At 43.6% G+C, this 25,398-nt stretch carries 22 protein-coding genes; 7 read left to right on the top strand and 15 right to left on the bottom strand.

Going from position 1 to position 25,398, the window contains the following annotated elements; translation table 11 throughout:
* Window positions 1–12: 12 nt before the first annotated feature.
* Window positions 13–1,581, bottom strand: coding sequence for a leucyl aminopeptidase (locus CCS90_RS08875; protein WP_099019181.1), 1,569 nt, complete (start codon window positions 1,579–1,581; stop codon window positions 13–15).
* 100 nt (window positions 1,582–1,681) lie between these two features.
* Entirely contained in the window at window positions 1,682–2,182 is a 501-nt protein-coding gene (locus CCS90_RS08870; protein ID WP_246027001.1) for a hypothetical protein, read from the bottom strand.
* A gap of 141 nt (window positions 2,183–2,323) precedes the next feature.
* Here CCS90_RS08870 and CCS90_RS08865 point away from each other — a divergent pair, with 141 nt between their 5' ends.
* Window positions 2,324–3,646, top strand: a complete 1,323-nt coding sequence (locus CCS90_RS08865; RefSeq protein WP_099019180.1) for a DEAD/DEAH box helicase — start codon at window positions 2,324–2,326, stop codon at window positions 3,644–3,646.
* Window positions 3,647–3,655: 9 nt separating this feature from the next.
* On the opposite strand, the gene CCS90_RS08860 is transcribed toward CCS90_RS08865, so the two are convergent.
* Together CCS90_RS08860 and CCS90_RS08855 are read right to left on the bottom strand one after the other, a co-directional pair.
* Window positions 3,656–6,238, bottom strand: coding sequence for a G8 domain-containing protein (locus CCS90_RS08860; protein ID WP_099019179.1), 2,583 nt, complete (start codon window positions 6,236–6,238; stop codon window positions 3,656–3,658).
* Between the two features lie 146 nt (window positions 6,239–6,384).
* A complete protein-coding gene (locus tag CCS90_RS08855) occupies window positions 6,385–7,113 on the bottom strand; it encodes an SDR family NAD(P)-dependent oxidoreductase (protein WP_162846777.1) in 729 nt (242 codons plus the stop codon).
* Between the two features lie 140 nt (window positions 7,114–7,253).
* On the opposite strand from CCS90_RS08855, the gene CCS90_RS08850 reads away from it, so the two are divergent.
* On the top strand, window positions 7,254–8,153 hold the full coding sequence (locus CCS90_RS08850) for a dienelactone hydrolase family protein (protein ID WP_099019177.1): 900 nt from the start codon (window positions 7,254–7,256) through the stop codon (window positions 8,151–8,153).
* 83 nt (window positions 8,154–8,236) lie between these two features.
* On the opposite strand, the gene CCS90_RS08845 is transcribed toward CCS90_RS08850, so the two are convergent.
* The 4 genes from CCS90_RS08845 to CCS90_RS08830 all read right to left on the bottom strand — a co-directional run bounded on the left by CCS90_RS08845 (window position 8,237) and on the right by CCS90_RS08830 (window position 12,737).
* Entirely contained in the window at window positions 8,237–9,406 is a 1,170-nt protein-coding gene (locus CCS90_RS08845; RefSeq protein ID WP_099019176.1) for a DUF7379 domain-containing protein, read from the bottom strand.
* Window positions 9,407–9,453: 47 nt separating this feature from the next.
* Window positions 9,454–10,572: a cupin domain-containing protein gene (locus CCS90_RS08840; RefSeq protein WP_099019175.1), complete on the bottom strand. Its 1,119-nt coding sequence runs from the start codon at window positions 10,570–10,572 to the stop codon at window positions 9,454–9,456.
* Window positions 10,544–11,911 carry an adenylosuccinate lyase gene (gene purB / locus CCS90_RS08835; RefSeq protein WP_099019458.1) on the bottom strand — a complete coding sequence of 456 codons (1,368 nt, stop codon included), beginning with the start codon at window positions 11,909–11,911 and terminating at the stop codon, window positions 10,544–10,546. The genes CCS90_RS08840 and purB overlap by 29 nt, the downstream gene beginning before the upstream one ends.
* 187 nt (window positions 11,912–12,098) lie before the next feature.
* Window positions 12,099–12,737, bottom strand: coding sequence for a peroxiredoxin-like family protein (locus tag CCS90_RS08830; protein ID WP_162846776.1), 639 nt, complete (start codon window positions 12,735–12,737; stop codon window positions 12,099–12,101).
* Window positions 12,738–12,905: 168 nt separating this feature from the next.
* Here CCS90_RS08830 and CCS90_RS08825 point away from each other — a divergent pair, with 168 nt between their 5' ends.
* Window positions 12,906–14,048, top strand: a complete 1,143-nt coding sequence (locus tag CCS90_RS08825) for a M14 family metallopeptidase (protein WP_099019173.1) — start codon at window positions 12,906–12,908, stop codon at window positions 14,046–14,048.
* Window positions 14,049–14,051: 3 nt separating this feature from the next.
* The gene (locus CCS90_RS08820; RefSeq protein WP_099019172.1) at window positions 14,052–14,393 is read left to right on the top strand and encodes a hypothetical protein; all 342 of its coding nucleotides are present in this window, start codon (window positions 14,052–14,054) and stop codon (window positions 14,391–14,393) included.
* Window positions 14,394–14,427: 34 nt separating this feature from the next.
* Here CCS90_RS08820 and CCS90_RS08815 read toward each other — a convergent pair whose 3' ends face one another.
* Genes CCS90_RS08815 through surE form a run of 3 tightly spaced genes read right to left on the bottom strand, consistent with a single transcriptional unit; the run spans window position 14,428 to window position 16,736 of the window.
* On the bottom strand, window positions 14,428–15,291 hold the full coding sequence (locus CCS90_RS08815; protein WP_133566459.1) for a peptidoglycan DD-metalloendopeptidase family protein: 864 nt from the start codon (window positions 15,289–15,291) through the stop codon (window positions 14,428–14,430).
* A 27-nt stretch (window positions 15,292–15,318) separates the two neighbouring features.
* Window positions 15,319–15,990, bottom strand: a complete 672-nt coding sequence (locus CCS90_RS08810) for a protein-L-isoaspartate(D-aspartate) O-methyltransferase (RefSeq protein WP_099019170.1) — start codon at window positions 15,988–15,990, stop codon at window positions 15,319–15,321.
* Window positions 15,972–16,736, bottom strand: coding sequence for a 5'/3'-nucleotidase SurE (gene surE / locus CCS90_RS08805; protein WP_099019169.1), 765 nt, complete (start codon window positions 16,734–16,736; stop codon window positions 15,972–15,974). The genes CCS90_RS08810 and surE overlap by 19 nt, the downstream gene beginning before the upstream one ends.
* A gap of 77 nt (window positions 16,737–16,813) precedes the next feature.
* Here surE and CCS90_RS08800 point away from each other — a divergent pair, with 77 nt between their 5' ends.
* From CCS90_RS08800 to CCS90_RS08790, 3 genes are read left to right on the top strand one after another with little or no spacing between them, the layout of a single operon-like run.
* On the top strand, window positions 16,814–17,275 hold the full coding sequence (locus CCS90_RS08800; RefSeq protein WP_099019168.1) for a PaaI family thioesterase: 462 nt from the start codon (window positions 16,814–16,816) through the stop codon (window positions 17,273–17,275).
* The gene (hemF, locus tag CCS90_RS08795; RefSeq protein ID WP_099019167.1) at window positions 17,272–18,180 is read left to right on the top strand and encodes an oxygen-dependent coproporphyrinogen oxidase; all 909 of its coding nucleotides are present in this window, start codon (window positions 17,272–17,274) and stop codon (window positions 18,178–18,180) included. Before CCS90_RS08800 ends, hemF begins: the two co-directional genes overlap by 4 nt.
* Window positions 18,177–19,085, top strand: a complete 909-nt coding sequence (locus CCS90_RS08790; RefSeq protein WP_162846775.1) for an aldo/keto reductase — start codon at window positions 18,177–18,179, stop codon at window positions 19,083–19,085. Before hemF ends, CCS90_RS08790 begins: the two co-directional genes overlap by 4 nt.
* A gap of 50 nt (window positions 19,086–19,135) precedes the next feature.
* Here the strand turns inward: CCS90_RS08790 and CCS90_RS08785 are convergent, their stop codons facing one another.
* The 4 genes from CCS90_RS08785 to CCS90_RS08770 all read right to left on the bottom strand — a co-directional run bounded on the left by CCS90_RS08785 (window position 19,136) and on the right by CCS90_RS08770 (window position 25,394).
* Window positions 19,136–21,739: a M14 family zinc carboxypeptidase gene (locus CCS90_RS08785; RefSeq protein WP_099019165.1), complete on the bottom strand. Its 2,604-nt coding sequence runs from the start codon at window positions 21,737–21,739 to the stop codon at window positions 19,136–19,138.
* On the bottom strand, window positions 21,736–22,827 hold the full coding sequence (locus CCS90_RS08780) for a hypothetical protein (RefSeq protein ID WP_099019164.1): 1,092 nt from the start codon (window positions 22,825–22,827) through the stop codon (window positions 21,736–21,738). Before CCS90_RS08780 ends, CCS90_RS08785 begins: the two co-directional genes overlap by 4 nt.
* Window positions 22,828–22,894: 67 nt before the next feature.
* Window positions 22,895–24,004 (bottom strand): alginate O-acetyltransferase AlgX-related protein, encoded by a 1,110-nt coding sequence (locus CCS90_RS08775; protein ID WP_099019163.1) that lies wholly within the window; start codon window positions 24,002–24,004, stop codon window positions 22,895–22,897.
* A 4-nt stretch (window positions 24,005–24,008) separates the two neighbouring features.
* Window positions 24,009–25,394, bottom strand: a complete 1,386-nt coding sequence (locus CCS90_RS08770) for an MBOAT family O-acyltransferase (protein ID WP_099019162.1) — start codon at window positions 25,392–25,394, stop codon at window positions 24,009–24,011.
* Window positions 25,395–25,398 lie beyond the last annotated feature (4 nt).

Genomic DNA, 25,398 nt, shown 5'->3' with positions numbered 1-25,398 from the left:
TCTGTTTTTAAGTTAATCTTTTTCATAATGATCTTTGATGTATTGGTTCAACAATTGAATGCCAAAAGAAGTTGAGCCAGGTGAGGCTTTAATCGCTGTGGTTTTGTCATTCCATGCAACTCCGGCTATATCTAAATGGATCCATGGTGTGGTGTCACGAACAAAGGTTCCAATAAAAGCGGCTCCGGCACTGGCACCAGGAGCATCTGGGCCTGAATTCATGACATCGGCTACATTATTTTCAATGGCTTTGAAATGATTGTCATTCAGCGGTAATTGCCATAGTTTTTCACCGGTTTGTTGTCCAGTGGCGATAAAGTCTTTAATCAGTTCATCATGGCGAGTGAAAATGCCCGCGTAATCTTTCCCTAAAGCACGACCCACTGAACCGGTTAAAGTGGCCAGATCTATCAATAGGGCAGGGTCGTAGGTGACGTCTCCATAATAAACACCGTCAGCGAGCACCAACCGGCCTTCGGCATCGGTCGATCGTATTTGGATGGTTTTACCTGACATGGAAGTGACCACATCACCTGGGCGCTGTGCCTTGGCACCCGGCATGTTTTCTGCCAGCGCTGCAATCCCCACTGCATTGACTTTGGCTTGTCTGCCGGCCAAAGCATATAGGGTGCCGATGCTGCTGGCGGCTCCTGACATATCAAATTTCATGTTCCACATATTGGGTGGGTTTTTTAAACTGATGCCACCGGTGTCAAATGTAATGCCTTTGCCAACCACCACGACAGGTGCATCATTGGGCTCACCAGCCATGTACTCAACCACCATCAGACGTGGTGGTCGTTGGCTGCCACGACCCACGCCATAAATCGCGCCCATGCCATTTTTAATCATGTCTTGTTCGTCATACACGCGGATCTTGATGTTTTTCATGCCTTTGAAATGAGCTTGCCATTGAGCCACAAAACTTTCAGGGTAGATGACATTGGCCGGTTCATTGGACATGTTTCTTGTGTGCCAGATGGCATTGGCCAACGGGTCCAACTGGTGCATGTAATGTGCTTTTACAGCCGCAACTTTCGAGGTGATTACATTGATCATAACTTGACGTTTGTGACGTTCGGCATCGGTGTAGTATTTATCGAAGTAATAACTTCCCAATTTGGCTCCATAGGCCAAGTTAGCAACAGACTCTATGCTATCTGTGTCAAAAGCCATGGCAGGCACTGTTTTGAATGCTTCAACGGCCACTTGGAGCGCATTGCCACCAATTTCTTGCCATTGTAATGTGGTGTTTTCACCATCCTGTAATCCTAAACCCACCAACATGATTTGATCAAAACCTGATCCCATTGGTCCTGGAATCAGTTTGCTTTGCATCACTTTGGCTTCAAAGCCTGTGGCTTGGATGGCATGAGTCAGTCCGCCTTGGCTGTTGTTATCAATGTTTTTGCCGTAATCTCCCAATTGACCACTTTCATATACACCCAGCACCAAATTGCCATTTGTAGGTAGTTGATTGCTCAGTTCAATTTGGGTGATTTCTGTCGGAGTTTTAGCCTGTACAAGAGGGGTGCAAGTCAGCAATACCATGCTGATTAAATTAAGTGTTTGTTGTTTCATAACATTCAGGTTTTTTCTGTTTGGTTGATTGAGGGTTGAAATTGTACAGATTCAGTCAGTAAATGGCTTATATTTTCTGCATTAATCTGTTTGATGGTAATTAATCAGTTTTCAATGGTTTTATTTGACTCAATTCAGCATCAATTTGCTTTTGTTCTTCAGCTGAAATTTCTTTATACCCTCTGAAATATGGCCAACCATAAGCCCAGCGAAATTGAGTTGGCCAATACGGCGACCCACCCACTCTGACACCCGCCAGCATCAGGTTCGCAACCATGGGTTCTCCAACTTGGGCTACACAATATTTAAGGGCAAAATCTGCTTGTTTACGTTGTACTGCGGTGCCACCTTGCCAATAAGACAAGTCATGTTGGTAACAACACCTTAGCCACAAATCCTTTTCTGCCAGGGTACCATCTGGAAATGCACTACAACCATCTGACTTGAAGGGCTTGAGTGTGTCTGCTGTGGCGATTGACAGGGCCAGGAAAAGTATGACGGTAGTGACGGTTTTCATGATATTGGCAGTAAAATGAGGTTTGTAAATATAGCTGACACTGCTTGAAACAGCAAGTATGCCGTGGTCAGAAAGTGATTGCATGTCATCAATCTGCTTGATTTGAACGTCTAAGCTGCAAAAAATGCCATCAATTGGCTTAAAATCATCAATCTAATACACTTAAGGCGCAATGTACTGTATATTGCGCGAACTTTTAATTGCCCTTGTAAACCAGGACATCAGATGAAATTTGCAGCATTGGGGTTAGACCCCAGAATTCAACAAGCCATTGAGCAATGTGGTTACCAAGAAATGACGCCGGTCCAAGAGCAAGCGATGGTGCCCGCCAGACGTGGCAAAGACCTGTTGGTTAATGCACAAACCGGAACCGGTAAAACCGCTGCTTTTGCCTTACCTGTATTACAACAATTGTTGGATAAGCCCAAAGATGTGGTCGCTGGCAAAGCACGCGTATTGATCCTGACGCCGACTCGGGAATTGGCTGAACAATTGGCAGAGACCATTGGTGCTTATGCAGAATTTTTACCAACCAAAATCACCGCCATTTATGGTGGAGTGAAAATGGGTGGGCAGGCCAATCAGCTGAAAGCTGGCGTGGATATTTTGATTGCAACCCCTGGGCGTCTTTTAGAACATGTAGAAATGGAACACATCAGCTTGGTTGATGTTGAGTTCGTTGTTTTGGATGAAGCTGATCGCATGTTGGACATGGGGTTCATCAAAGACGCACAAAAGTTGGTTGCTCAAACGGCCAATAATCGGCAAACCATGTTGTTCTCAGCGACCACCACGCCTGCGATGAATGAACTGGCTCACAAAATTTTAAAAAGCCACCAAGAAATCAGAGTGACCAAGGCCAACATCACGGCTGAAACAGTTGATCATGTGGTTTACCCAGTCAATGAATCACGTAAGATGGATTTGTTTTTGACTTTATTAGAAGAACATAATTGGTACCAAATTTTGGTTTTTACCAGTACTCGGAAACAGGCTGATCATTTGTTTGTGCGATTGAAAAAGGCCGGCATTGCATCAGCGATTTGTCACGGAGACAAGGGCCAAGGTTCACGTCGCCGCGCTTTGGCCGATTTCAAATCAGCCAAGATCCAAGTTTTGTTGGCCACAGAAGTGGCTGCCCGTGGATTGGATATAGAGGGTTTGGATTACGTATTGAATTATAATTTACCGTATTTACCAGAGGATTATGTACATCGCATTGGACGAACAGGGCGTGCCGGTCATTCAGGTCATGCCATTTCGTTTGTCTGCCCAGAAGAAGCCCATACCCTGGAACGCATTGAACGGGTGATCGGCGGACAAGTGAAACGCGTACATAAAAGAGGTTTTGAAACGGTAGAACGTGAAAGACCTGCCAGAAAACCAGTGGTAGAAAACAAAAAGAAACGAGTACAAAAGCCCAGCCACAGCGCCGATAACAAAAAAAGCAGGGCCAACCATGGTCAACCGACCAAAGCCAAACGCAAAGTCAAAAAAATCACGGCCAGGGCCGGTGGTAAAGATGCCAGAAAAGGCAAACGCAATTAATACCTCGGTTTACTCAGCAAAATCATTGGTATAGATTAAGTCATCAACCACATTGATATGCACTTGTGCTGGGGTGTAATTACCATTTTGGTCAGTGGCCCAATAACTGAATTGATCTGGGCCAATATAATCGTAATCTGAAACATAGCTGACGTGGCCATTCAAACCACCATTTTGCATAGGAAACACCCGGCCATGTTTGGGTTGTACGATGCCATCGATGCTCAATGGATTGTTCTCTGGGTCGCTGTCATTGACCAATAGATTCAACAAACTTAGGCGTTCGCTGCTGACTTGAAAATTGTCATCTTGGGTCACCGGGGGCAAACTGTTTAAATCAATAATCCCCACCTGAAATGCATCTCGCCACGCACTGAACGGGTCTCCCAACACATTGTCTACTGCTGGGCCCAATAAGGTTTTTAATCCCAATTTATGAATGGTTCCAGTGGATCGGTCGGTGAAATATTCTTCTACCACTGCATAGGGCGTACCACCTGCCGTGCGGAAATAACCGTCTTCTTCGAGCGTGGCAATCATGTCAAATGCGGGAACTCCTATGACGTCAGTGCCTGCAGGAATCGGACTGAATCCAATGCTGTCGATTTTTTCTCCCAACCAAAACAAACCAGAACCTGCAGAGGTGGCAGGAGACAAGTATTCATAAACACCGGCATTGATTGTGATGTCAAATTGTCCAGCAACCAAATCTGCAGTGGTCAAAATTTGGTCAATGGTGGGGTCGTAAAATTCCATGGGTAAGCCAACATTGGTGTAGGTGGTGTCAATCAAGACGTATTGATTGGTTTCAGGTGGTGGCGCCGGGTCAGTGTAGTTTTTGCTTAAAATCACTCCCACCGCCATGTCTTCGATGTGTGCGCCATTGACTACCATGTCGCTGGTATTGGTGCCAAATTCAATTCCAAAGGCAGCGGTTCTGAATGGTTCAGGGGTGTTTCCTATGATGTCAAAGTTTTCTAATACATAGTGTGATGTATATTCCATCGCTGAACCTGCCCGGACTTCCCAAGCGGTGAAGTCTTTGAAATGGCTGTGCACGTCATGTTCTTGATTTGGGTTGGCCTTGACCACATACAAGCCCACAGTGGAGGCAAAACTTTCATTGCCTTCAAAGGATAAAATAGGGGCATCATCTACGGCTGAATTACCCGCTCTGCGCAAGGCTTCTGGTAGCATGAATACTGAGCCGGGGAATGACAACATGCCACTGCCCCGATGTAAATAGACAAATCCATGGTTCACACTGGCGGCTATGTTGTTGACACTCCTGACCATGCGACCTTGGAACCAAAAACCATCGCCTGTTCTGCCAATGTCAAATAAATCACGGTCGTTGCCATTTTTTGGGTTGAAAGCGCTGTTTCCTTCGGCTTTGATTGCTAAATTCTGAGTCCAAGAGCCAACTTCATTGCCAGTTTCAGCCACAAAACCTGCGCCAAATGTATCGAATGAGACATTGTTGTGGAAAAATGCATTGCTGTCATGATGCACATAACCCCAACCTGGCGAACCCATCACGGCATTACCAATCGCAATCACTGGGGCATTTGTGATGCCTTTGCGATGTAAATGGAAAGCATACCTTCCACGAACATTGCTGGTTGGTGTGATGGGATCAAAATCGCTGGCTTCTAAGGTTAAAAATGATTTGTCAGTTCGACCCAGTTGCCAAAATGATGCATACCTGACATCGACCTCAGCTGTTTGCATGAACATCACATGCCCACGCCTGTGAGTGGCTGTGTTGTCTGGGTCTTGGGTGGCTATGGTGACGTTACGACTCATATTGGCCACCGACGTCTTTAAGTCACTTCTCGGGGTGAAATGATCATATTGCAACGATTCATTGAGTGTCACTACATTGGCATCGATGTTGGCAATGGTTAACACTTCATCTTGGGTTCCATGGTACCTGACCGCTTGGATGTCGTTGTCCCACTTCCAACCAGAATATTTGGTGCCTGCTAAGACCAAAGTGTCGCCAGTTTGCCAATTATGCGGCGTGTGCTCTAAAATCAGTTGATTGTGACCAGCCAAAGGATCTGTGCTGACTTTCAGGTGTGGTGTTTTCTTGGCACCATGAATATTAACCGGTCCACGAGCCAATAGGCCGCGACCCATCAATGTGGGGTCTTTAACCACATCCAAGTCGCCAGTATCACGGATTTCAATAGCAACTGTTACGTCAGCTAAAATGGGTTTGTTTTTACTGCCTATGATCAGTCGTCCGGTGGATTCAATTAACAGGGTTTCAACGATCAATCGGCTGGATTGTGTGGTTGAGAATTTCAGCCCACCTTCAACTCGAATTGCGGCCAATGCAGTGGTGTTGATCTGATCATATTCAATGTCTATGCCAGCAGGGATTAACACCCAAGCATTTTCATTGGGGATTTCCCCACCTGCCCAAGTAGCGGTATCGAACCACAACCCATCTGTTATGGCGGTATGGGTGATGTCTTCGTTGTCAATCAAGCCTTGGATGGCCTCTATTTGCTTGCTGTGATTGATCGCCAATGCTGGCGTAAAATAGATGCTGAGCAAGCAGCAAAACAGTTGTGCGGTCTTCATATCATTATCCTCTGTTGAACCATGATAAATTAATTTAACTACAAAGACTGTGATTTTGCTAACAAAATGACCATCAATCCCCTTGTCAGTAAGAACTTGATGCTTAAGTGATGGTTAAAAGAATGAATGCCGATTGATTGTTCTGGCTAAATTTCATCAAACAATTCTTGTGCGCTGTAATAAGCACCATTAACGCCTGTTTTGATCACCAATTGGGCACAAACGGCTGCCACTTCATGTGGATCAGCCAGTTGGCCTTTTCGGTGGAGTTCATTCCACATGTCTACCATTGGGAAATTTTCTGCTGATTGGGCGCGAATTTCGGTTTGCATGTCGGTGTTCATCACACCAGGATTGATCACCATACACCTGATTGGATCAGTCATTGCAGCTTGTTCTGTTGCCAGGGTATCTATCAATCGTTCAAAGAAGGCTTTACTGGCTGAATACAGGGCCAAACCAGGAATGGCTCTGCGCGCAGCTCCTGATGAAATGTAGGTGATGGTTTTGTTGGTTGGGTTGTTTTGAAAAACGGTTAAAAAAGATTGAATCAACAACAAAGTACTGTCAATGTTGATGTTTAAATGGGCATTTATTGTGTTGTTATCAGCCCGTGTTATTGAGCCAAATGGAGCCAGGATGGCGGTGTTGATCAATAGGTTTATGCTGTCATGTTGTTTGCTTGCATGTGTTTTGAAAGTCTTATTGAATGTTTTTTGTGCCAGCTCGGGCTGGGTAAAATCACAGGCAATGTGGGTGTCTGATCGACCCGTTCGGGAAAATTCATAGACCACATGTTTTTCAGCTTTAAAAGTGTCTACCATGGCGGCTCCCAAGCCTTTTGAACCACCTGCGATGAATGTTATATGGGTCATGGTCATTATTTTTTATGAAGTGAGTACATATTAAAGAGGGCTTGCATGAAATTCAATCAAATGAAGCCAGTTTACAAGTTTTCGACAAAGACAGCTCAATCATTTAGAATTGTTAGGACTACAAGTCATTGGAAATCCTTATGTCAAAACAAGAAAATGCATTGGAACAATTAGATCCACAGGTCTATCAGTTATTTGATCAATATGTCCACAGCCAAATCAGTCGACGTCAATTTCTACAAAAAGTGGGCAAATATGCCATTGCCGGTTTAACGGCCCAAGGTATTCTGGCTTTGTTGGCACCTAATTATGCCCATGCCATCCAGATTCCAATTTCAGATGCTCGTGTATCAGTTGAAATGGTGCAGTATGAATCGCCTAAAAGCAACACCCAAATCATCGCGCAACTCAGTACACCTGTCAACCAAGAGCACCGGCTACCAGGTGTGGTGGTGGTTCACGAAAATCGTGGACTAAACCCCTATATAGCTGATGTGGGGCGACGTGCCAGTGTCGAGGGATTTATTGCGATAGCACCAGATGCTTTGAGCCCATTGGGCGGTTATCCTGGTAATGACGATGATGGCAGAACGATGCAAAGAAAACGCGACAAGAATGACATGTTGCATGAATTCATTGCGGCCTATGACTATTTATACAATCACCCTCAGTGTAATGGATGCATTGGGGTGGTTGGTTTTTGTTTTGGTGGCTGGGTATCTAATATGATGGCCACACGAATTTCTGGTTTAAAAGCAGCCGTGCCGTTCTATGGTACCCAACCAACTGCTGAAGAAGTGGCAACAATCCAAGCGCCCTTGTTGATTCAATACGGTGATGATGATGAACGGGTTAATGCCGGCTGGCCCGATTACGAAAAAGCATTGAAAGCACATGGCAAAGATTACCAAGTCCATTTTTATCCTAACAGCAAACATGGCTTTCACAATGACTCAACCCCGCGGTTTAATCCTGAAACTGCGGCTTTGGCATGGCAAAGAACCATCGATTTTTTCAAGAAAAATCTGGTTCACAGTTAATTGGCTTATTCAACTTTTTGCAATCTGCCAATTAACAGCACTGGTTGCCAGGCCTTGATTGCTATGTGCAAACTGGGTCTGGATCAGTTGAAAATTGCCTGAAGGCGAATAAAAACTTGGTGATCAGACAACAATCCCATGTGAGAGACATTTTCAAGCACAGTTTTGTTTTGGGTTTTGAACAGCACTGTTTTATTGGGTTTTTTGTGCTGACCCAATGCCGAATCAACACTGACCAAGCCATCCCCAACCCAGTCCAAGGTGCCCCGGTTTGCTCGGCCATTTTCTTGGGTACTGCCAGCGATGGCATAACAATCTATATGCGGCGGTAATTGGACGGTTTGGTGTTGTTCAGTCACCGTGCCATGGCGTAAATTTTTAATGCCATGACTGCGGACTTTGGTTAGTTTTGTGAAAGGCGCGCTGTAAGGGCTGATACTGGTGATGTAATCAATCAAGTTACCGGTTTTTTCCAACACGGCACCTTGGTGCGGCGTTCCTAGAAAAACCACTTTATTGATTCGATTGTGCCAGGTTTGATTGTTTTTCGATGCGATATCCATGGCACTGCGCATCACCAATCCACCCATTGAATGGCACAACACATCACAGGTAGTTTTTGCTGGTAATGCCTGCAAAAATGGTTGCAGCCATTGTGCCAATTGTTGGCCATTTTGATACACAGCCAGACCACTGTTGTAGCGGACATAGATAGGGATGATGTGTTTTGTTTTTGCCAATTCATGTCCATGATCGTGGCCATTGCGCGTCCATAACTGATCATTCATACACAAACCATGAATCAGCAACAAGGGTTGCCCACCGAGTTCAATGCATCTTTTTGCCATTTGTTGCGGGGTGACACTGGCTGCTTGATGATGCCAGCTCATCTTCAAGGCCAATGGATTATTGGTGGCCGTTAAATGGTCGCCAATGACTCCGTTGAGCATTGAAATCCATTGGTTGCGTTGATGGCTGCTTTTGAATTCTACTGAGGCAGGGGTGAATTGAGACAATGCCAAATCAATGCCCTTAATGCTTAATTGAGTGGTGGTTCGAATGGTTTGATAAATAAAGCGAGTTAAACCTGTGGTTTTATTTAAGTCACCTCGATTCAATAGACCACCTAAGCTAAAAATCCTTTGGTGCATGGATTCAACCAAATCAATCACGCCAACAATGCCATCTTCCGCCAGTTGGTTGATGCCCTTTAAGTCGTTTTGAATTGAATTGGGTTTGATGGCTTGACTCAAGTTAAAAGGCCATCTTACATGATTTTAAAAATCAATGGATTAATGAATCATTGGTTCAATGGAATGAGGGCATGCATGGCAACCAGTTGTTGAAACAAGTCATCAGCAGAATACACGATGTGGGTGTGGTCACAAATATTTTTGGCCATTTCAACACTGGTATTGAACACTTCACCATTGACAAATAATGTGGCTTCGTCAGCTGATTTGAGGTAATAGGCAAAGACCGCAAATGGGTTTTTTTGCCATTCAGTTTGGTCGGAAACGGTGGGTGTATTGACTTCGAAGTCATCAAACGCCTCCCACAATCGATAGCCAGTGACAAATTGGCCGAAATAGCTTGCCAGTTGTTGGTCATCAGCTTGACTCATGGTTTTCAGTTGTTGTCGAATATATTCAATTTCATGCTGACCAATAGAGGCTTGCTTGATGTTTTCGGTGACCTGGTCTTTGAACCGGTCATCGGCTGACATTTGACTGCTTGCAAATTCAGTCACAGCCATCATCAACTCTGCTTTAGATGGCGCCCGCAAACCGATCGAGCAGGTGACGCAGTCATCAGAGCTTGAAATGCCATGGTGTGGAATCTCCGGTGGTATATACAAGATGTCGCCGGGCTTCAATTCAAATGACTTTTGAGGTTTATAGTCACGAATGACAGCCAACTCACTGTCTTCAACCATGCTGCATTGGGCCAAGGGTTGTTCATCGTATGACCATATTCGTGTGCCTTTGACTTGCACCAAAAACACATCATAATGGTCGGTATGGGCGCCGACAGAGGCCCCTTTGGGAGCATATGACATCATCAAGTCATCAAAACGCCAAGATTTGATGAATGGAAATCCATCCATTAAACGCATGGCTGCCGGGTACCACTTTTCTATGTCTGAAACCAGTAAGGTGGGTTTGTGCTGTGTCAGGCTTTCCCACGCATCCGGTTCATCATAGACCGCCTGATAGTGTATGTCATCATCACTGAATACGATGCGCGATTGCACCCCGTCTTGAGTCGCCAACTCAAATAATTGTGCAACATTGGGTAAACAAGTTAAATCGATGGATGTGTTGGTGAATAAATAGGGTGCGCGTTGCCAATGAGTTTTTAAAAACTCATTGGCACTGATGTTTTGTCCATCAAAAACGTTTGGCTTGGTCTTTGGCATTGCCGAGGTAGTTGGCTGGAGTCATTTTCATTAAACGGGCTTTGGCATCCTCAGGAATGGCCAAACTTTGGATAAACAATTGCATTTGTTGTTGATCAACTTTTTGACCACGGGTTAATTCTTTGAGTTTTTCGTATGGGTTTTCAATGCCATAACGACGCATCACTGTTTGGATGGGTTCTGCCAGCAACTCCCAGTTGTTGTCCAAATCTTTGGTTAAAGTGGCTTCGTTGATGGCCAGTTTACCCAAGCCTTTGCTCAAAGAGGCCCAAGCGATGGCACAGTGACCAAAGGCAGTACCCAACGCCCGCAACACTGTAGAATCAGTTAAATCTCGCTGCCACCTAGAGACAGGTAGTTTTTCTGCCAAATGATTTAATGTGGCGTTAGATAGGCCTAAATTGCCTTCTGCATTTTCAAAATCGATTGGATTGACTTTGTGTGGCATGGTTGAAGAACCAATTTCGCCAGCTACGGTTTTTTGGGTGAAGTAGCCATTTGAGATATAACCCCAAACATCACGGGCCAAATCCAATTGAATGGTATTTAAGCGAATCATGTTGTGACAAAGTTCAGCAACAAAATCATGTGGCTCAATTTGTGTAGTGAACGGATGAAAGGTTAAACCTAAATCAGTGATGAAGTCAGCTGAGATTTTTGGCCAGTCCAATTCAGGATAAGCACTGTAATGGGCATTGAAATTACCCACAGCGCCATTCAATTTACCAAACAAAGTGATGTGGCTTAACTGGTTTAATTGGTACTTTAATCGGTAGACCACATTGGCCATTTCCTTACCCATGGTAGTCGGTGAGGCTGGTTGTCCATGTGTTTTAGCCATCATGGGTATGTCTGCATAGGCCATGGCCATATCTGACAGTTGGTTGATGATGCCTTGGATGGTAGGAATGAATATACTGTCTCGGGCTTCTTTTAACATCAAGGCATAACTGAGGTTGTTGATGTCTTCAGACGTGCAAGCAAAATGAACAAACTCTTTGATATCGCTCAATACTGGGTGTGCACTCAATTGTTCTTTGATGTAATACTCAACCGCTTTGACATCGTGGTTGGTGATGGCTTCAATGTCTTTGACTTTTTGCGCTTCTGCCGGAGTGAAGTTATCGTAGATGGACATGACCCAATCCACATCTTTTTCGCTGAGCTGATTGACTTCATCGATGCCTGCCGTTTGACTGAGGTGGACCAGCCACTTTAATTCAACCAATAAACGATTCTTGATTAGACCATATTCACTGAAGATGTGACCAAATTGTTTGGTCTTGCTGTGGTATCTGCCATCGACTGAGGTAATGGCTGTCAATTCTGAAAGTTGCATGCGACCAGCTAGATTTTGAAAGCCGGCATTATAAAGTCTGTGGCTATTGAAAACAATTGATTGGTCAATTAGCTGCCATTTTTTCTGGCATAAAAAAACAGGACTTGATTCAAAGAACCAAGCCCCGTTAGTGATTGGTGGCATAAAGGGGGAAGGCGCCACCAACCATTGCCTCATTATATGGGGTTTATTGTGTTCTTTTCAAATAATCTTTTGCAACAACCTGTAATATTTCTGGTGCCAAGCGTATTTTATAGTCCGGGTTAACATATTGAAATTGAATAACACCGTCTTTTCCCACCACAAAAGTGGCTGGAGCAGGCAGTAAATGGTGATCATGACCTGATGCTTTTTCCAGGTCTATGTTCCATTTTTTGTATTTTTCTACGGTCGTGTCATCCACTTTGAAAGCGATTTTGAAGGCTTTAGATATTTCCATGCTGGCATCTGACAGCAGTTGATAATGCATGTCTGCTTTCAAGTCTTGGTCTTTGAGACTTTCAATCAAAAAACTGGGTTGGTCTGGGCTGATAAAAAAAACATCAAAGCCCATGGCTATCAATTCTTTTTCCACTTCCCGCATCTCGCCCAAATGGGCATTGCAATAAGGGCACCATCCACCACGGTAAAAAGTCAAAACAAATGGTTTGTTTAAGTTTTCCGGGTCAAATGTGACCGTTTTCCCTTCAGGTGTTAATGCGCTGAAGACAGGAATTGTCATGCCAGACAACAAGGGTGTGACTTGTTCGGCATCGTCGAAATAGTCTTTAGCTGATGTATTGAAGCTGGAAATCATTCCAACAATCAGAAGGTAAAATGCTTTCATGGTATGGTTCTCTTTACAATGTGAATAGATAGGATAGGATTGGTCGGATTCTATTACATATTTTTTCATTTATATTTGATTGACTGGTCTTTTACTGGTGCAACACAGGATTGATTGCTGTAGCTATATATGACAAGATACAGGCTTTAAAAACTAATGCCTAACAATATGAAAATTAGCAGTCAATTTGATGGTGGTCGCATTGAAGTGGTCAAAGCCGATGATTTTTCTGACATTCAAGTCAAGATAGATCACGATTCACATGCAGAATTCAGACAATGGTTTCATTTTCGTGTGCAAGGCGTTAAGAACCAGGATTGTGTGTTGAAATTCATCAATGCCGCTGACACTTCTTATGTCGAAGGCTGGCAGGACTATGATGTCTGTGCCTCAACCGATCGCCAAGAGTGGTTCCGAATTCCAACTGAGTTTGATGGCAAGCAGCTGACAGTTGAATTCAATACCGATACCGATGACATTTACTTTGCTTACTTTGCCCCTTATTCTTTCGAACGTCATTTGAATCTGTTGGCGTTTGCCCAACAGTCTGATTTGAGTTCATTGAAAAATTTAGGTGAAACCATTGATGGTCGTGATTTTGATATGTTGGTCATCGAAGATGAAGAAGTTGATTTGGCAGAAAAGCTCAATGTTTGGATGATTGCACGTCAACATCCCGGTGAAACCATGGCAGAATGGTTTGTTGAAGGCTTTTTGGAGTCTTTGTTGGACCAAGACAACCCAACCTCACGTCAGTTGTTGCAACACTGTCGGTTTTATGTCACACCCAACATGAATCCTGATGGGGCTTATCGTGGTAATTTACGCACCAATGCATCAGGAGCCAACTTGAACCGTGAATGGTTGGAACCATCAATGAAAACCAGTCCTGAAGTTTATTTAGTCAGAGAGCAAATGCACCAACATGGCGTTGATATGTTTTTAGACATTCATGGTGATGAAGCCATCCCTTATAATTTTGTTGCAGGTTGTGAAGGCAACCCTAATTATGATGATCGCCTGAAGCACTTGGAGCAAACCTTTAAAACCGCCTGGGCTGCTGCCAGTCCTGATTTTCAAGACGTACATAAGTACGATGATGACGAGCCTGGAAAAGGTGATTTGCGCATTGCCACCAATTATGTTGGTCAAACATTCAATACTTTGGCTTATACCGTCGAAATGCCATTCAAAGACAACCATGACTTACCTGATGAGTTGTATGGTTGGTCACCTGAGCGTTGTAAAAAGTTCGGGGAAGACGTGATCATTGCCATCAATAACACCATCGCTGCCCTTAAAAGCAAGTAAGCGATGTCCAAAGAGGCGTTATTGATACAGTATGGCTGGTTGATTGCCTTGCTGCTTACCATCGGTGTGAGTAGCTGGGCAGTGCTGCTGATTCAGGCTTTGTTTCAAGAGAAGCGCATTGCTTTAATGGGTGTGTTCGGTAGTTTATTGTTTGCCTTTGTTGCGGTTTTTCCAAATCTGGGGCCATTTGCGGCTTTTATAAAAATCATTGCAACAGCGATTTGTCTGCTGTTTATGGTGTGGTTTTATATTAAAAAATTCAACCAGCCCTACGTCTATATGCCCTTATTGCTGTTGTTGGTATGTGGTTTAACGGCTTTTTGGCTGTATTTAAAAATTGTTTAACGCGTTTAATCTGTTATGGAATCCGACAAAAACTTTATGGTTTTACATAACTTAATGGATTGACAGGGGTGCCATTTTTTCGAATTTCAAAATGCAGGTTATTCACATTGGTGCCGGTAGAGCCTAATTCAGCAATCACTTGTCCTCGTGTAACAGTTTGGCCTTCTTTGACCTTCAATGATTTATTGTGTCCGTAAGCACTGAGGTAGCTTTCATTGTGTTTGATGATGATGAGTTCACCATAACCCAATAAGCCATTGCCACTGTAAACAACCACGCCAGCTTCTGAGGCCTTAACCGGTTGTCCTTCTTTACCTCCAATAGAGATGCCTTTACGGGCTGGGTTGCTGGCCAAGAAGGTGGTGCGGATTTTACCTTGAGTAGGCCATAACCATTGTAAGTTTGTATGGGTTGGGGTGGCCACCACCACGGGTTTTTTTGCGGGTGGTTTGCTTGTGTTGCTTGCTGTCGGCGTCGGCGGTTTACTGGTTGGAGTGCTTTGTTTGGCTGTTTGTTTGTTAGCTGGTGTTGCTTTGCTTTGGGATTCGCTTTTTGCTGTAATGGGTGTGTTTTTTACCAAAGGCTTGGTTTTTACTTGCTTGTTACTGGTTGGTTTAAAAACTATTTTTTCTGGATCACCTTTTAACTTCAGTATCTGATTGGGGTAGATGCGGTAGGGTGCTTGGATGTTATTAATTGCCGCCAATTCTTTGTAATCTACTTGGTAACGAAAACCAATAGAATACAGAGAATCGCCTTTTTCAACACGGTGAGTGGTTTTCTTTGAATCTCTGATGGGATGTCGGGAATTTGACTGGGTTTGTGTGCGGTGCGGTTTGGTACCGACTTCATCCACCCGTGCAGGTTTTCTGGGCGTACAAGCTGCAAGGCCAATCATGGTTAAAATGAGACAAAAAATTTTCACTTACCTGACCACACCTTCCAACAAGGGAACAAAAAACACATCACCCAATATTTCCTCATGATAACCATTTTCTTCTTTGACAATGGCAACCAGTTTTTGTTTCTTGTTATCACCAACTGGCAAAATCATTTTACCGCCAACCTCAAGTTGATCCAATAAACTGTAGGGTACCTTTTCAGGCGCGGCCGTACAGATGATGACATCAAACAATGCTTCACTGGGCCAACCAGCAAAACCATCACCGGTTTTACAACGGATATTTTGATAACCTAATTTGATGAATCTGCGGCGAGCGATGCGGGTGAGTTTATCAATGCGTTCGATGCTGAATACCTGATCAATCAATTGACCCAGAACTGCAGCTTGGTAACCTGATCCCGTACCCAATTCGAGGACTTTAGCTGGGTGATGGTGCTTGATCACCTCTTCGGTCATGCGAGCGACCACATAAGGTTGAGAAATGGTTTGACCAAATTTAATCGGCAAAGCATCGTCTTCATAGGCCCGATGTGCCAAAGCCTCATCAACAAATAAATGACGGGGTATTTGTGCCATTGCCATCAACACCCGTTCATCACCGACGCCACGATCACGCAATCGATCAATCATCCGTTGTCGGGTTCTTTGTGAGGTCATGCCAATACCCAATGAATTCATATGTTCTTCGCCCATTGGTCTAGTTCGCTGATAAAGTCATGTTTGGTCATGTCCGTTTGAATGGGCGAAATGGACACAAAACCATTTTTAACCGCATGAAAGTCTGTGCCTTCACCGGCATCGGCTTCTGGGCCAGCTGGTCCAATCCAATACATTTTAAAACCTCTGGGGTCACGGATAGGAATGGCGTTTTCTGCCTTGTGTCGATAACCCAAGCGGGTCACTTTCATGCCTTTGATCTCATCGATAGGCAAATTTGGTACATTGACATTCAATATGGTGTCTTGTGGCAACGGATGCTTGATCACATGTTTAATGATTTTCTTTAAAAAATAAGTCACTGTGTGAAAGTCTCGCTTGCGTCGGTTCTCTTTGACTGAGTCAAGCACAATAGAGACTGCAATGGCTGGTAAACCCAGATAACGTCCTTCAATGGCAGCTGCCACTGTGCCTGAATACAAGACATCATCGCCTAAATTTGCCGCATTGTTAATCCCCGAAATTACCATGTCAGGTTCCTCTTCCAACACCCCTGTCACTGCCAGGTGGACACAATCTGTGGGTGTGCCATAAACGCTGAAAACATCATCTGAGACTTTTTCGACTCGAATGGGTCGGTCCAAGGTCAATGAATTACTGGCACCTGAACGATCTCGATTGGGAGCAAATACCACCACATCGCCTAAATCTTTAAGCATTTCAGCCAATATTTTAATTCCTTTGGCATTCACGCCATCATCATTGCTGACTAAAAATTTCATGGGATTCGATCAATTGAACAAGACTCCATTATAATAAGGACTTGGCTTAAAAAGAAACACCCCATATGAGAAAATGAATGAATACAAACCATTTTAGCAATTTACAGCAGATGTATTTGTCAGCACCCTTCAATCAATTATTTCAACCAACCATAATTGTCAGTCAGGGCAGTTCAGAAATATCCATTGAGCTGAAATCAGATTATCACCATGCAGCCCAAGCAGTACATGGTTCGGTGTATTTTAAACTGTTGGATGATGCCGCCTATTTTGCTGCCAATTCATTGGAACCTGAATATTTCATGCTGACCACTTCATTTACCACCTACTTAACACGACCGGTTTCAAAGGGGCAAATGCGAGCTGTGGGAAAAGTGGTTAATCAAAATCGCAGTCAAATGATCGCCGAATCAGTGGTGTTCAATTCAGCAGGTAAGGAAATTGGTCGTGGTAATGGTATTTTTGTCAGAAGTAAGAATCTTTTGTCAGATGTGCAAGGTTATAATAAGGACATTTCTATCAGATCGTCATTATCATGAATCAAGCTCAGTTTGAACAGGTTGTCACTTTTTTGAAATCCTTGCAGGATGACATATGTCAGCAGTTAGAAGGCGTCGAAGTGCATGGTCAATTTAAGCAGGATGCATGGCAACATGACAGTGGCGGTGGCGGGCGTACACGTGTGCTGAGTGGCGATGTGTTCGAACAAGCTGGGGTGAATTTTTCACATGTGATTGGAACTCAGTTACCGACGGCAGCTACCGCCAAAAGACCAGAAATGGCAGGCCAGGGATTTGAAGCTTCTGGTGTTTCCTTAGTGGTACATCCTGACAACCCTTTTATTCCAACCTCTCATGCCAATGTTCGGGTGTTCAGAACCTTACCGAAAGGTGATGAAAAAGCCCATTGGTGGTTTGGTGGTGGGTTTGATTTAACACCTTACTATCCTTTCGATGAAGATGTGATGCATTGGCACCAAGTGGCGCATGATGTTTGTTTGCCGTTTGGACAGGATGTTTATGCCAAATATAAAAAATGGTGTGATGACTATTTTTACCTCAAGCACCGAGGAGAAACTCGTGGTGTAGGTGGTTTGTTCTTTGATGATTTGAATGAGTGGGGTTTTGATACCTGTTTTGCTTTTATCCAGGCCATAGGTGGCGCGTATTGTGAAGCCTATTTACCGATTGTTAAAAAACACCGAAACAGTGTCTTTGATGATGAACATAAGCAATTTCAGAAATACCGCCGAGGACGTTATGTTGAGTTTAATTTGGTGTATGACCGAGGAACTTTATTTGGTTTGCAGTCAGGTGGCCGCACAGAATCAATTTTGATGTCACTGCCACCCGAAGTTTCCTTTCGCTACAATTACCAACCAGAGCTCGGCACCCAAGAAGCCAAATTACAGGAATATCTGAAACCTCAAGACTGGATCAAGTGAAGTACAAAAGCTTAATCAATGCCACTTTCAGGTTGTCAGAAATTGGTTTAGGCTGTGCCAGTTATTGGGGAAAAAAACAGTTTTCAGAAAAACAAGCCCATGCGGTGGTTCATCAAGCCATTGCTTCTGGCATCAATTACTTTGACACTGGACACAGTTATTCTGAGGGTAATGCAGAGCGTAGACTGGGACGTGCCCTGGCTAATCAGGCCACCCGTGATCTGATCATCAGCAGCAAAGTGGGCACTCGAGTAGGTCGATTGGGTAAACTTTATAAAGATTTTTCAGCCAACTGGATAAAACAGTCATGTGAATTGTCATTACAGCAGCTACAAGTGGACCATTTACCACTGTTTTTTCTCCATGGGCCCAATCCAGAAAATTTTAATCATGAGACCTATCAAACACTTGATCAGCTGAAGGCCGCTGGAAAAATTGGCATGGTGGGGGTTAATACATTCGATGATCACATCATAGATTTAAGTGTCGCGAGTGAACAATTTGAATGCCTCATGCTGGATTACAATATTTTCACCCAACATCGGCTGGCAACCATCAAACACTTAACCGGAAAAAAAATGGATGTTATTGTGGCTGGTGGTTTAGGTGGCGGTTTGTTTCAACAAGGATTCAATCGCGTCACCAACATGAAAAAGCTTTGGTATTGGTTGCGGGCGTTTAAAAACAATCGTCAACAAATGATCAAAGCCAAAGAATTTGGCTTTTTAAACCAGCAGCAACAGGCCTCGGCGATACAAATTGCTTTGGCATATGTGCTCCAGGCCAAGGAAATCAGCTCAACCTTGGTGGGCACCACTTCTCACTTACACCTCAGGGAGTTGGTGCAAGCGTCTGATCTGACCTTGTCGCCAAAGTTGATCGAAAAGATACAAGCTTTGGCATAACTTATAAATTACCAAGAAGTGGTTATCCACTTCTTGGGATCACGGTTTAATTATTCGCAGCGATAAATATTATTGATGGGTCTGGTGATCGGTTCTAGTTGGTAGGTTCCTTGTCCATAGGCTGCATCCAAGCCATTGTAGCTGAATGTGCCCGTTGTACATTGTAGGTTGAATTCAGCAGAACCCCAGACAGTAGAAATCACATCATTGGTATTGAAGTCGGGTCCAAACACCCCACCTTCGGTGATGTAAACTTCAGCAAAAGTGATGTTGACATTGTCTGTTGTTTCAGTCACCACACCACCACTGCCAATGAACCATTTCTTGCTGCCATCCAAATCATAACTGTACCAAAGAAATACCACTGAGCCATCGGTGATTTGTTCAATGTGAAAGCCTTCACCATTCCTTGATGGGTCGTACCATGAGCCAATTATGGCGGCTGCAGTGAGTCCTGTTTCAACCGGAAGTATAACCGAAGGATTGGAATTGATGCCGTTGGCTGCGGTCAGTTGGTCGACTTGAGTTCGAAATTTACGACCATCAGGGAAGGTGTATTTCATTTGTCCAGTTCGGCTGTTATTGAACTGCTCGCCAAAAATCATTTCTATGTCACCTGACTCAAATATTTCAATGTCGTCGTTGTTAAAGTCAGGCCCAAAAACACCGCCTTCGGCAGTGAGTATGTCTTTGGCTAATAAGGCATTTTCCGCGATTTTTTGATCGGTATCCACATACCATTGTTGATTGCCGAATCCATCATAGGTAAACCACTGAATCAAAAAGTCATTCACCCCATCAATGAACTCAAGGGTAAAGCCCTCACCACTGCGGGTCGCATCATAATACAGGGCAGTGTCAGGAACACTGGCATAATTGAAGTCACCTTGGTTGCTGACTTGGATTGAAATTGTGCTATCAAAACCACCATTGATTGACGGGTTGCCATTGCTGTCTTCATAATTTTGCCATTGGCCATCTGCCCAGGTAACCACTGTCGCCGGATTGGCATCAATACTTTGACCAATCATGTCGGTGGTTATGATCCGCCAAGTCAGCTCAGCATCGTCAGCCGCATTGATGGCGGGATCGATGTTGAAATCAACCACGTAGGTGTCGTCTTTATAGTAACCATAACTTTCCCATCCATTGTTGTTCTGATTGATCCAACGATGATTTGATAAGTTCAGATTAATGTCATTGTCGTTACTGATGCCTTGAATGACTGGGTTCAATGCGGTTGATTGACCTTGTAACGGTGCTATTTCACCCGCACTGTTCCTGTCTCGCATGGGTTTATCAAATCGCAACAGCAAGGAATAGTCATTCCCGGCAATCAACTCATCGTAGTATTGTGAGTAAAGTTCGCGTTCACCTGATGCTGTGATGTCCCACTCGGCATCAAAGACAATCGCTTGGCTTAAATGATCAATGATTCTTAGTTGAGTGATTGATGGGGGGCCAGCTTGGCCATACCAAGCCACCATAAAGGATTTGGCCAATTGTTCCCGGACACGTTTGATTTCGGATTCAGGTAAGATAAATCCATCATGGCCATTGTTGGCAAATCCACCATAATCAGCGCCAAAGCCTGGCAAGGTTGGGTGCCTGTCTACACCATTGATGGTGAAGTTGCTTGGTTCAATTTCAAGGGTCCAAGATGGGATTTCATAAGTGACTGCAAAATACTCATCAGTCGATCCGATACCAAACCCAGCTTGAGAGGGTAAGTCTACATAGTTTTTTGCCAGCGTGTAGGCTTTGTGGTGCTTGGTAAAATCACTCAATACCCTGGTTTGTAGTGCATTCCTATTTTGATTGAAAGTAAGTTCAGAGAAATGTACTTGAGAGAATGAGTGGACATCGGTATAAATTCTCAACTGGTCGGCATCAACCAAATTGGCTGCGTTGATTCGGGCACTGGTTTCTGGTTCGGATTGGGAAAATGGGCCATGGTATACAATCGAAGTGGGGTCACCTGATGAACTGCCACTTGTGGCCCAAAAGGGTTCATTGTTTCTGTTCAGGTCAACACCATTTAAAAAATCATTTTGGGTGAATAAATCTTCATCCGTGTTCAATAAGTTTTTGCGCCGCATGCGACCGTCTCTGGGCCCCAAATTGTTGGAATACCAATTTTCAGTTGGGTAGCGTTGGGTTTGCAAAAAGCCATCGATGTTGTTGCTGGGGATGGTGATGATGGTGGTATTCTCTAACAGGTATTGATAAAAGGAATGATCTTGGCTGTTGCCGTGAAAATCTGTGATGATTTGGGTCAAAGTTTCAGGGGTTTGCCATTCACGTGCATGGATACCACCATTGACCATCATCGCTCCTTCCTTCACTCCGAACTTGGTGGTGTTGTTATCATCACTGAGTATATAGGCCCAAATGTCACGGTCATAATGAGTTTGTCCCACAATCTGACCAGTGATGTAATCATTGTTCATCGCCATGGACTGGTGCTTAGCAAACAAACCCGCATAGGTGCGAAAGCCATCAAAGGGTTCAGGTGTGTTGACCGGTATAGGTACAGGATAGCCCAACCCCAAAGTACTGTTTTGTTCAGTCCAAGGAATGATGCTTTGTGCAGAAGCCAATGATGTCAACAACACCGAAGCACTTAGTAATATCAAGTCATTGAACTTTTTCATGGCTGCTCTCCTTTGAATGATTTCAGCCACTTGCCACCTTTTGAACTGGGCTCTATATGGGGTGTTAAATCTTTCAAGATCAACTTGGCTTCCTCCCCACCATTCAACTTCAAAGCCAATAAAATATGGTTTTTAACTTGTGGTTGTTTGCTTTGTAAAAAATGATTCATCAGAACATAGGGTAACTGCTGATTGGTGGATTGACTGAGCACAAATGCCGCATTTTCAGCCAGGTTTTCATCACTTAATTGTTTGATTAACAATGCTTGTACAGCTTCATCATCGCTGAAATGACTGAGCAATGAGGTACTGAATTTTTGATCAGCAGAATATCTTGCAGACTGTAATAACAAGTCTTTGGCTTGTTGTCTGGGGAGGTGGTTAATGGTTTTTCTTAAAGTGTACTCCCGAATGTTTTGTTGTTCAGAAGACAGGGCTTTTTCAATCAAGGGCAAGTTTCCGGTGAGTAAGCCCACATGACTGATCAGGCGATCTAAACCTGAATTGACGTTGACGTTTTGGTATAAATAATCGGCCAATTGATTTTGCTGCTGGTTGCTAAGTGCAGCCAAACTGTTTTTGATGCCCAGCCATTGGGGTCTACTGCCACCAGCAATGACTGATTTGATGGCATCAACTGCAGCGACCCGGTCTTTTTCAAACTGTTGATTGAATTGCTGTTCAGTGCGATAGGCCATCCAGATATTTTCAATGCCGTATGCTTTGCTCGATAGGTTAAATATGGGTACCGATAAGTTTCCTTCTTCATGCAGTTTGCTGGCCTGTGGGGGAAATGTTTTCATCAAATCCACCACATATTGGTGAAAATTTTGGGGCGGGTGTTGTGAAATGGCTGTCAGCAAACTATAGAGCATGTATTCACGTTCAATCGGAGACATATCAGCCTGAATGAGTTGTTCAATTGTTTGCTGTGGATTTTTGGCCGTAAAGTACTCAGTCAAAAATTGTTGCGTAGTCTGTTGTAATTCTGCTTTGTTCAATTCTCGATTGATTTCATAATCATCATAAATCACAGCCAGGCAGGTGTGCGAAAACATGATGGCCAGTAATAAGCATGTTTTAATCATCTAATTCTCCAGATAAAGCAATCAAAATATATTAAACGATATCCTTCGTAAATTCAATTGGCAGCGCTCAGGGCGGGTCAATTTGAGGCAGTTTTCGATCGATGTATTGTTCAATCACGATGCCAGGTTTGTTGTTGCTGATTGCCTGGGTTGCTGATTTAAAGTTAAATTTTTGTTTGAGGTAACTGACCTCACTGAAATGCGTAGATATAAAAGGTTGCAGTAAATTGAAAAAAGAATCATGGAAAATCAAAACATTGACAACATTGGCATCACAAACAGTTGAATATTGGCTGCGAGGTTTTAACAGTTGATCGAATCCTATGTGAGCACAAGTTGAAAACTCTGGTTTGAACAATGGTTCAGCAAAGTGTGGGCCTGCATGAAGCAAAAAAGCCAAGTCGCCTTCGTGGTCAAATTGAAATTTAAATTCATCGTCACTCCAGTGACGAATGGGTGTGTTGAGGTCCAATATGTGGTTCACCGTTTGAATGATTTTCCGTTGCGCAATTTCCGCTGCATAGTAATTCCAATGGGTGTCTGCTTTGAAATACAGCAATTGCTTTTTCTTGTGTTCTAGCAGGGTGTCGGTTAAGTCTAAAAAATGAATCTCTGGGTGGTTCATTAAAGCTTCAGCCAATTGTTGCTTGATGTTCTTTTGTTGCAATGGTTTGAGATGACTGGGCAAATATTCTGGATAAATATAATGTTTAGAAGGCGTGATGACGAATAAATATTCAATGCCTTGTTGTGCCAGCCATTGTTGTTTGGTTTTTAAAACACTGATAAATTCATTCAGGTTTTGTACCGTGAATTGATTGATGTTACGGAAATCGCCGATGGGGTCTTCAACTGGGTTGTTGTAAAACAGCCAACCCTCTTTTGAACCATAAATCACATCGGTCCCGGTGGCATCTTTAAGCCACAACTTGAGCTTGTAATACCCTGCCAATAAGGTTGAGCGCAAACCGAAATTATCTTGGTAATAAGCGTCAACCTGACCAGGCCATGCTTGCAGAGCTGGGTAAGTGGCTGGGAAATCAGGAGCAGCCGCCAATGATCTTTTTTCTTGGTTTGAAGCCAGGCCTTGGCTGTGGTAAAGCGCCACCAAGCCAGGCAACAGCAAGCACAACAAAAAAAGTCCGATGAAAGTAAGGTTGGCAGTTGATTTATTCATCACATCAAAACCTGAAATAAATGAAAGGGTTGTAAGTTGAGGCTGAAATGACCGTGAAATTCAGCAACATCAATAACAACACCCATAATTGTCTGGGTATTTGTTGTTTGACGGTCATTGGTGCTAAATCAGCCAAACTGAATTTTTTGGCCACCGAAGTGCTGAGGATGATGGCGAAGATCAAGGCCAATATATATTGAGGGCTGATGAAGTATGGGTATCCATTGATGACTGTGTCTGGGGTCGAAAAGGTCAGCATTTTTGCTTGGAACGCTAATGCGTCGGTGAGGTTTTCTGCCCGAAAAAACACCCAGCCAAAAGTCACCACCAAAAGCACATATAGGTGTCGCAGGGGTTTGAATGTTTGCTGCAGCCATTGTGCCAAACCCAGGCGTTCAATGACCAAGAACAAACCGTGATATAGGCCCCAAACCACAAAACTCCAACTGGCTCCGTGCCACAGACCACACAAGGTAAATACCACAATTAAATTAAAGTAAATCCTGCCCGGGCTTTTGCGATTTCCGCCCAATGGAATGTACAGGTAATCGCGAAACCATTGTGACATTGAAATGTGCCAGCGACGCCAAAACTCTTGAATGCTTTGGGAAATGTATGGATAGTTGAAATTCTCTAAAATCTTGAAGCCAAACATACGGCCCAAACCGATGGCCATGTCTGAATAAGCTGAAAAATCAAAATAAATTTGTAAGCTGTAACTGATGATGCCCAGCCAAGCCAGCGATCCACTCAATTGATCAGCAGGTAAGTCGAACAATTGATCAGCTACATAGCCCAGTGGATTGGCAATTAACAGCTTTTTGGAAAGCCCAAAAACGAACCGTTCAATCCCTGATACAAATAAGGTGCTGGAATGAATGCGTTCAGTGATTTGTCGGTGGATGGTTTTGAAGCGAACAATAGGACCGGCTATCAGTTGTGGAAACAAAGCGATATATAATCCCAAATTTATCAGGCTTCGTTCACAGTCAGTTTCTTTTCGATACACATCAACCAAGTAAGATATGGCTTGAAAGGTGAAAAATGAAATACCCAAGGGCAGGTGGATATTGCTTTCGGTTTGCCAACCCATTTGGTTCAATAAGAAAACATAATATTTAAAAAACACCAGGGGCAATAAGTTCAACACAATGCCCAGTGTTAAGATGGCTTTGTTGCGGTCATGGGGTTGATGAATCAGGCGACCGATGAGGGCGTTGACCACTATAGATGCGATCATCAACAACACATAAGTGACTTCTCCCCAGGCATAAAACAGCAAACTGAAAATCAACAAGCAATTGTTTTTGAGTTTTTTCGGTGATAAATGGTAAAAAATCAACACCAAAGGCAAAAAAGCAAATATAAATGTGGGTGAAGTAAATAACATGCTT

This window comes from Marinicella litoralis (assembly GCF_002591915.1).
GTDB lineage: Bacteria > Pseudomonadota > Gammaproteobacteria > Xanthomonadales > Marinicellaceae > Marinicella > Marinicella litoralis.
This window is presented reverse-complemented; position numbering and strand designations above follow the sequence as displayed.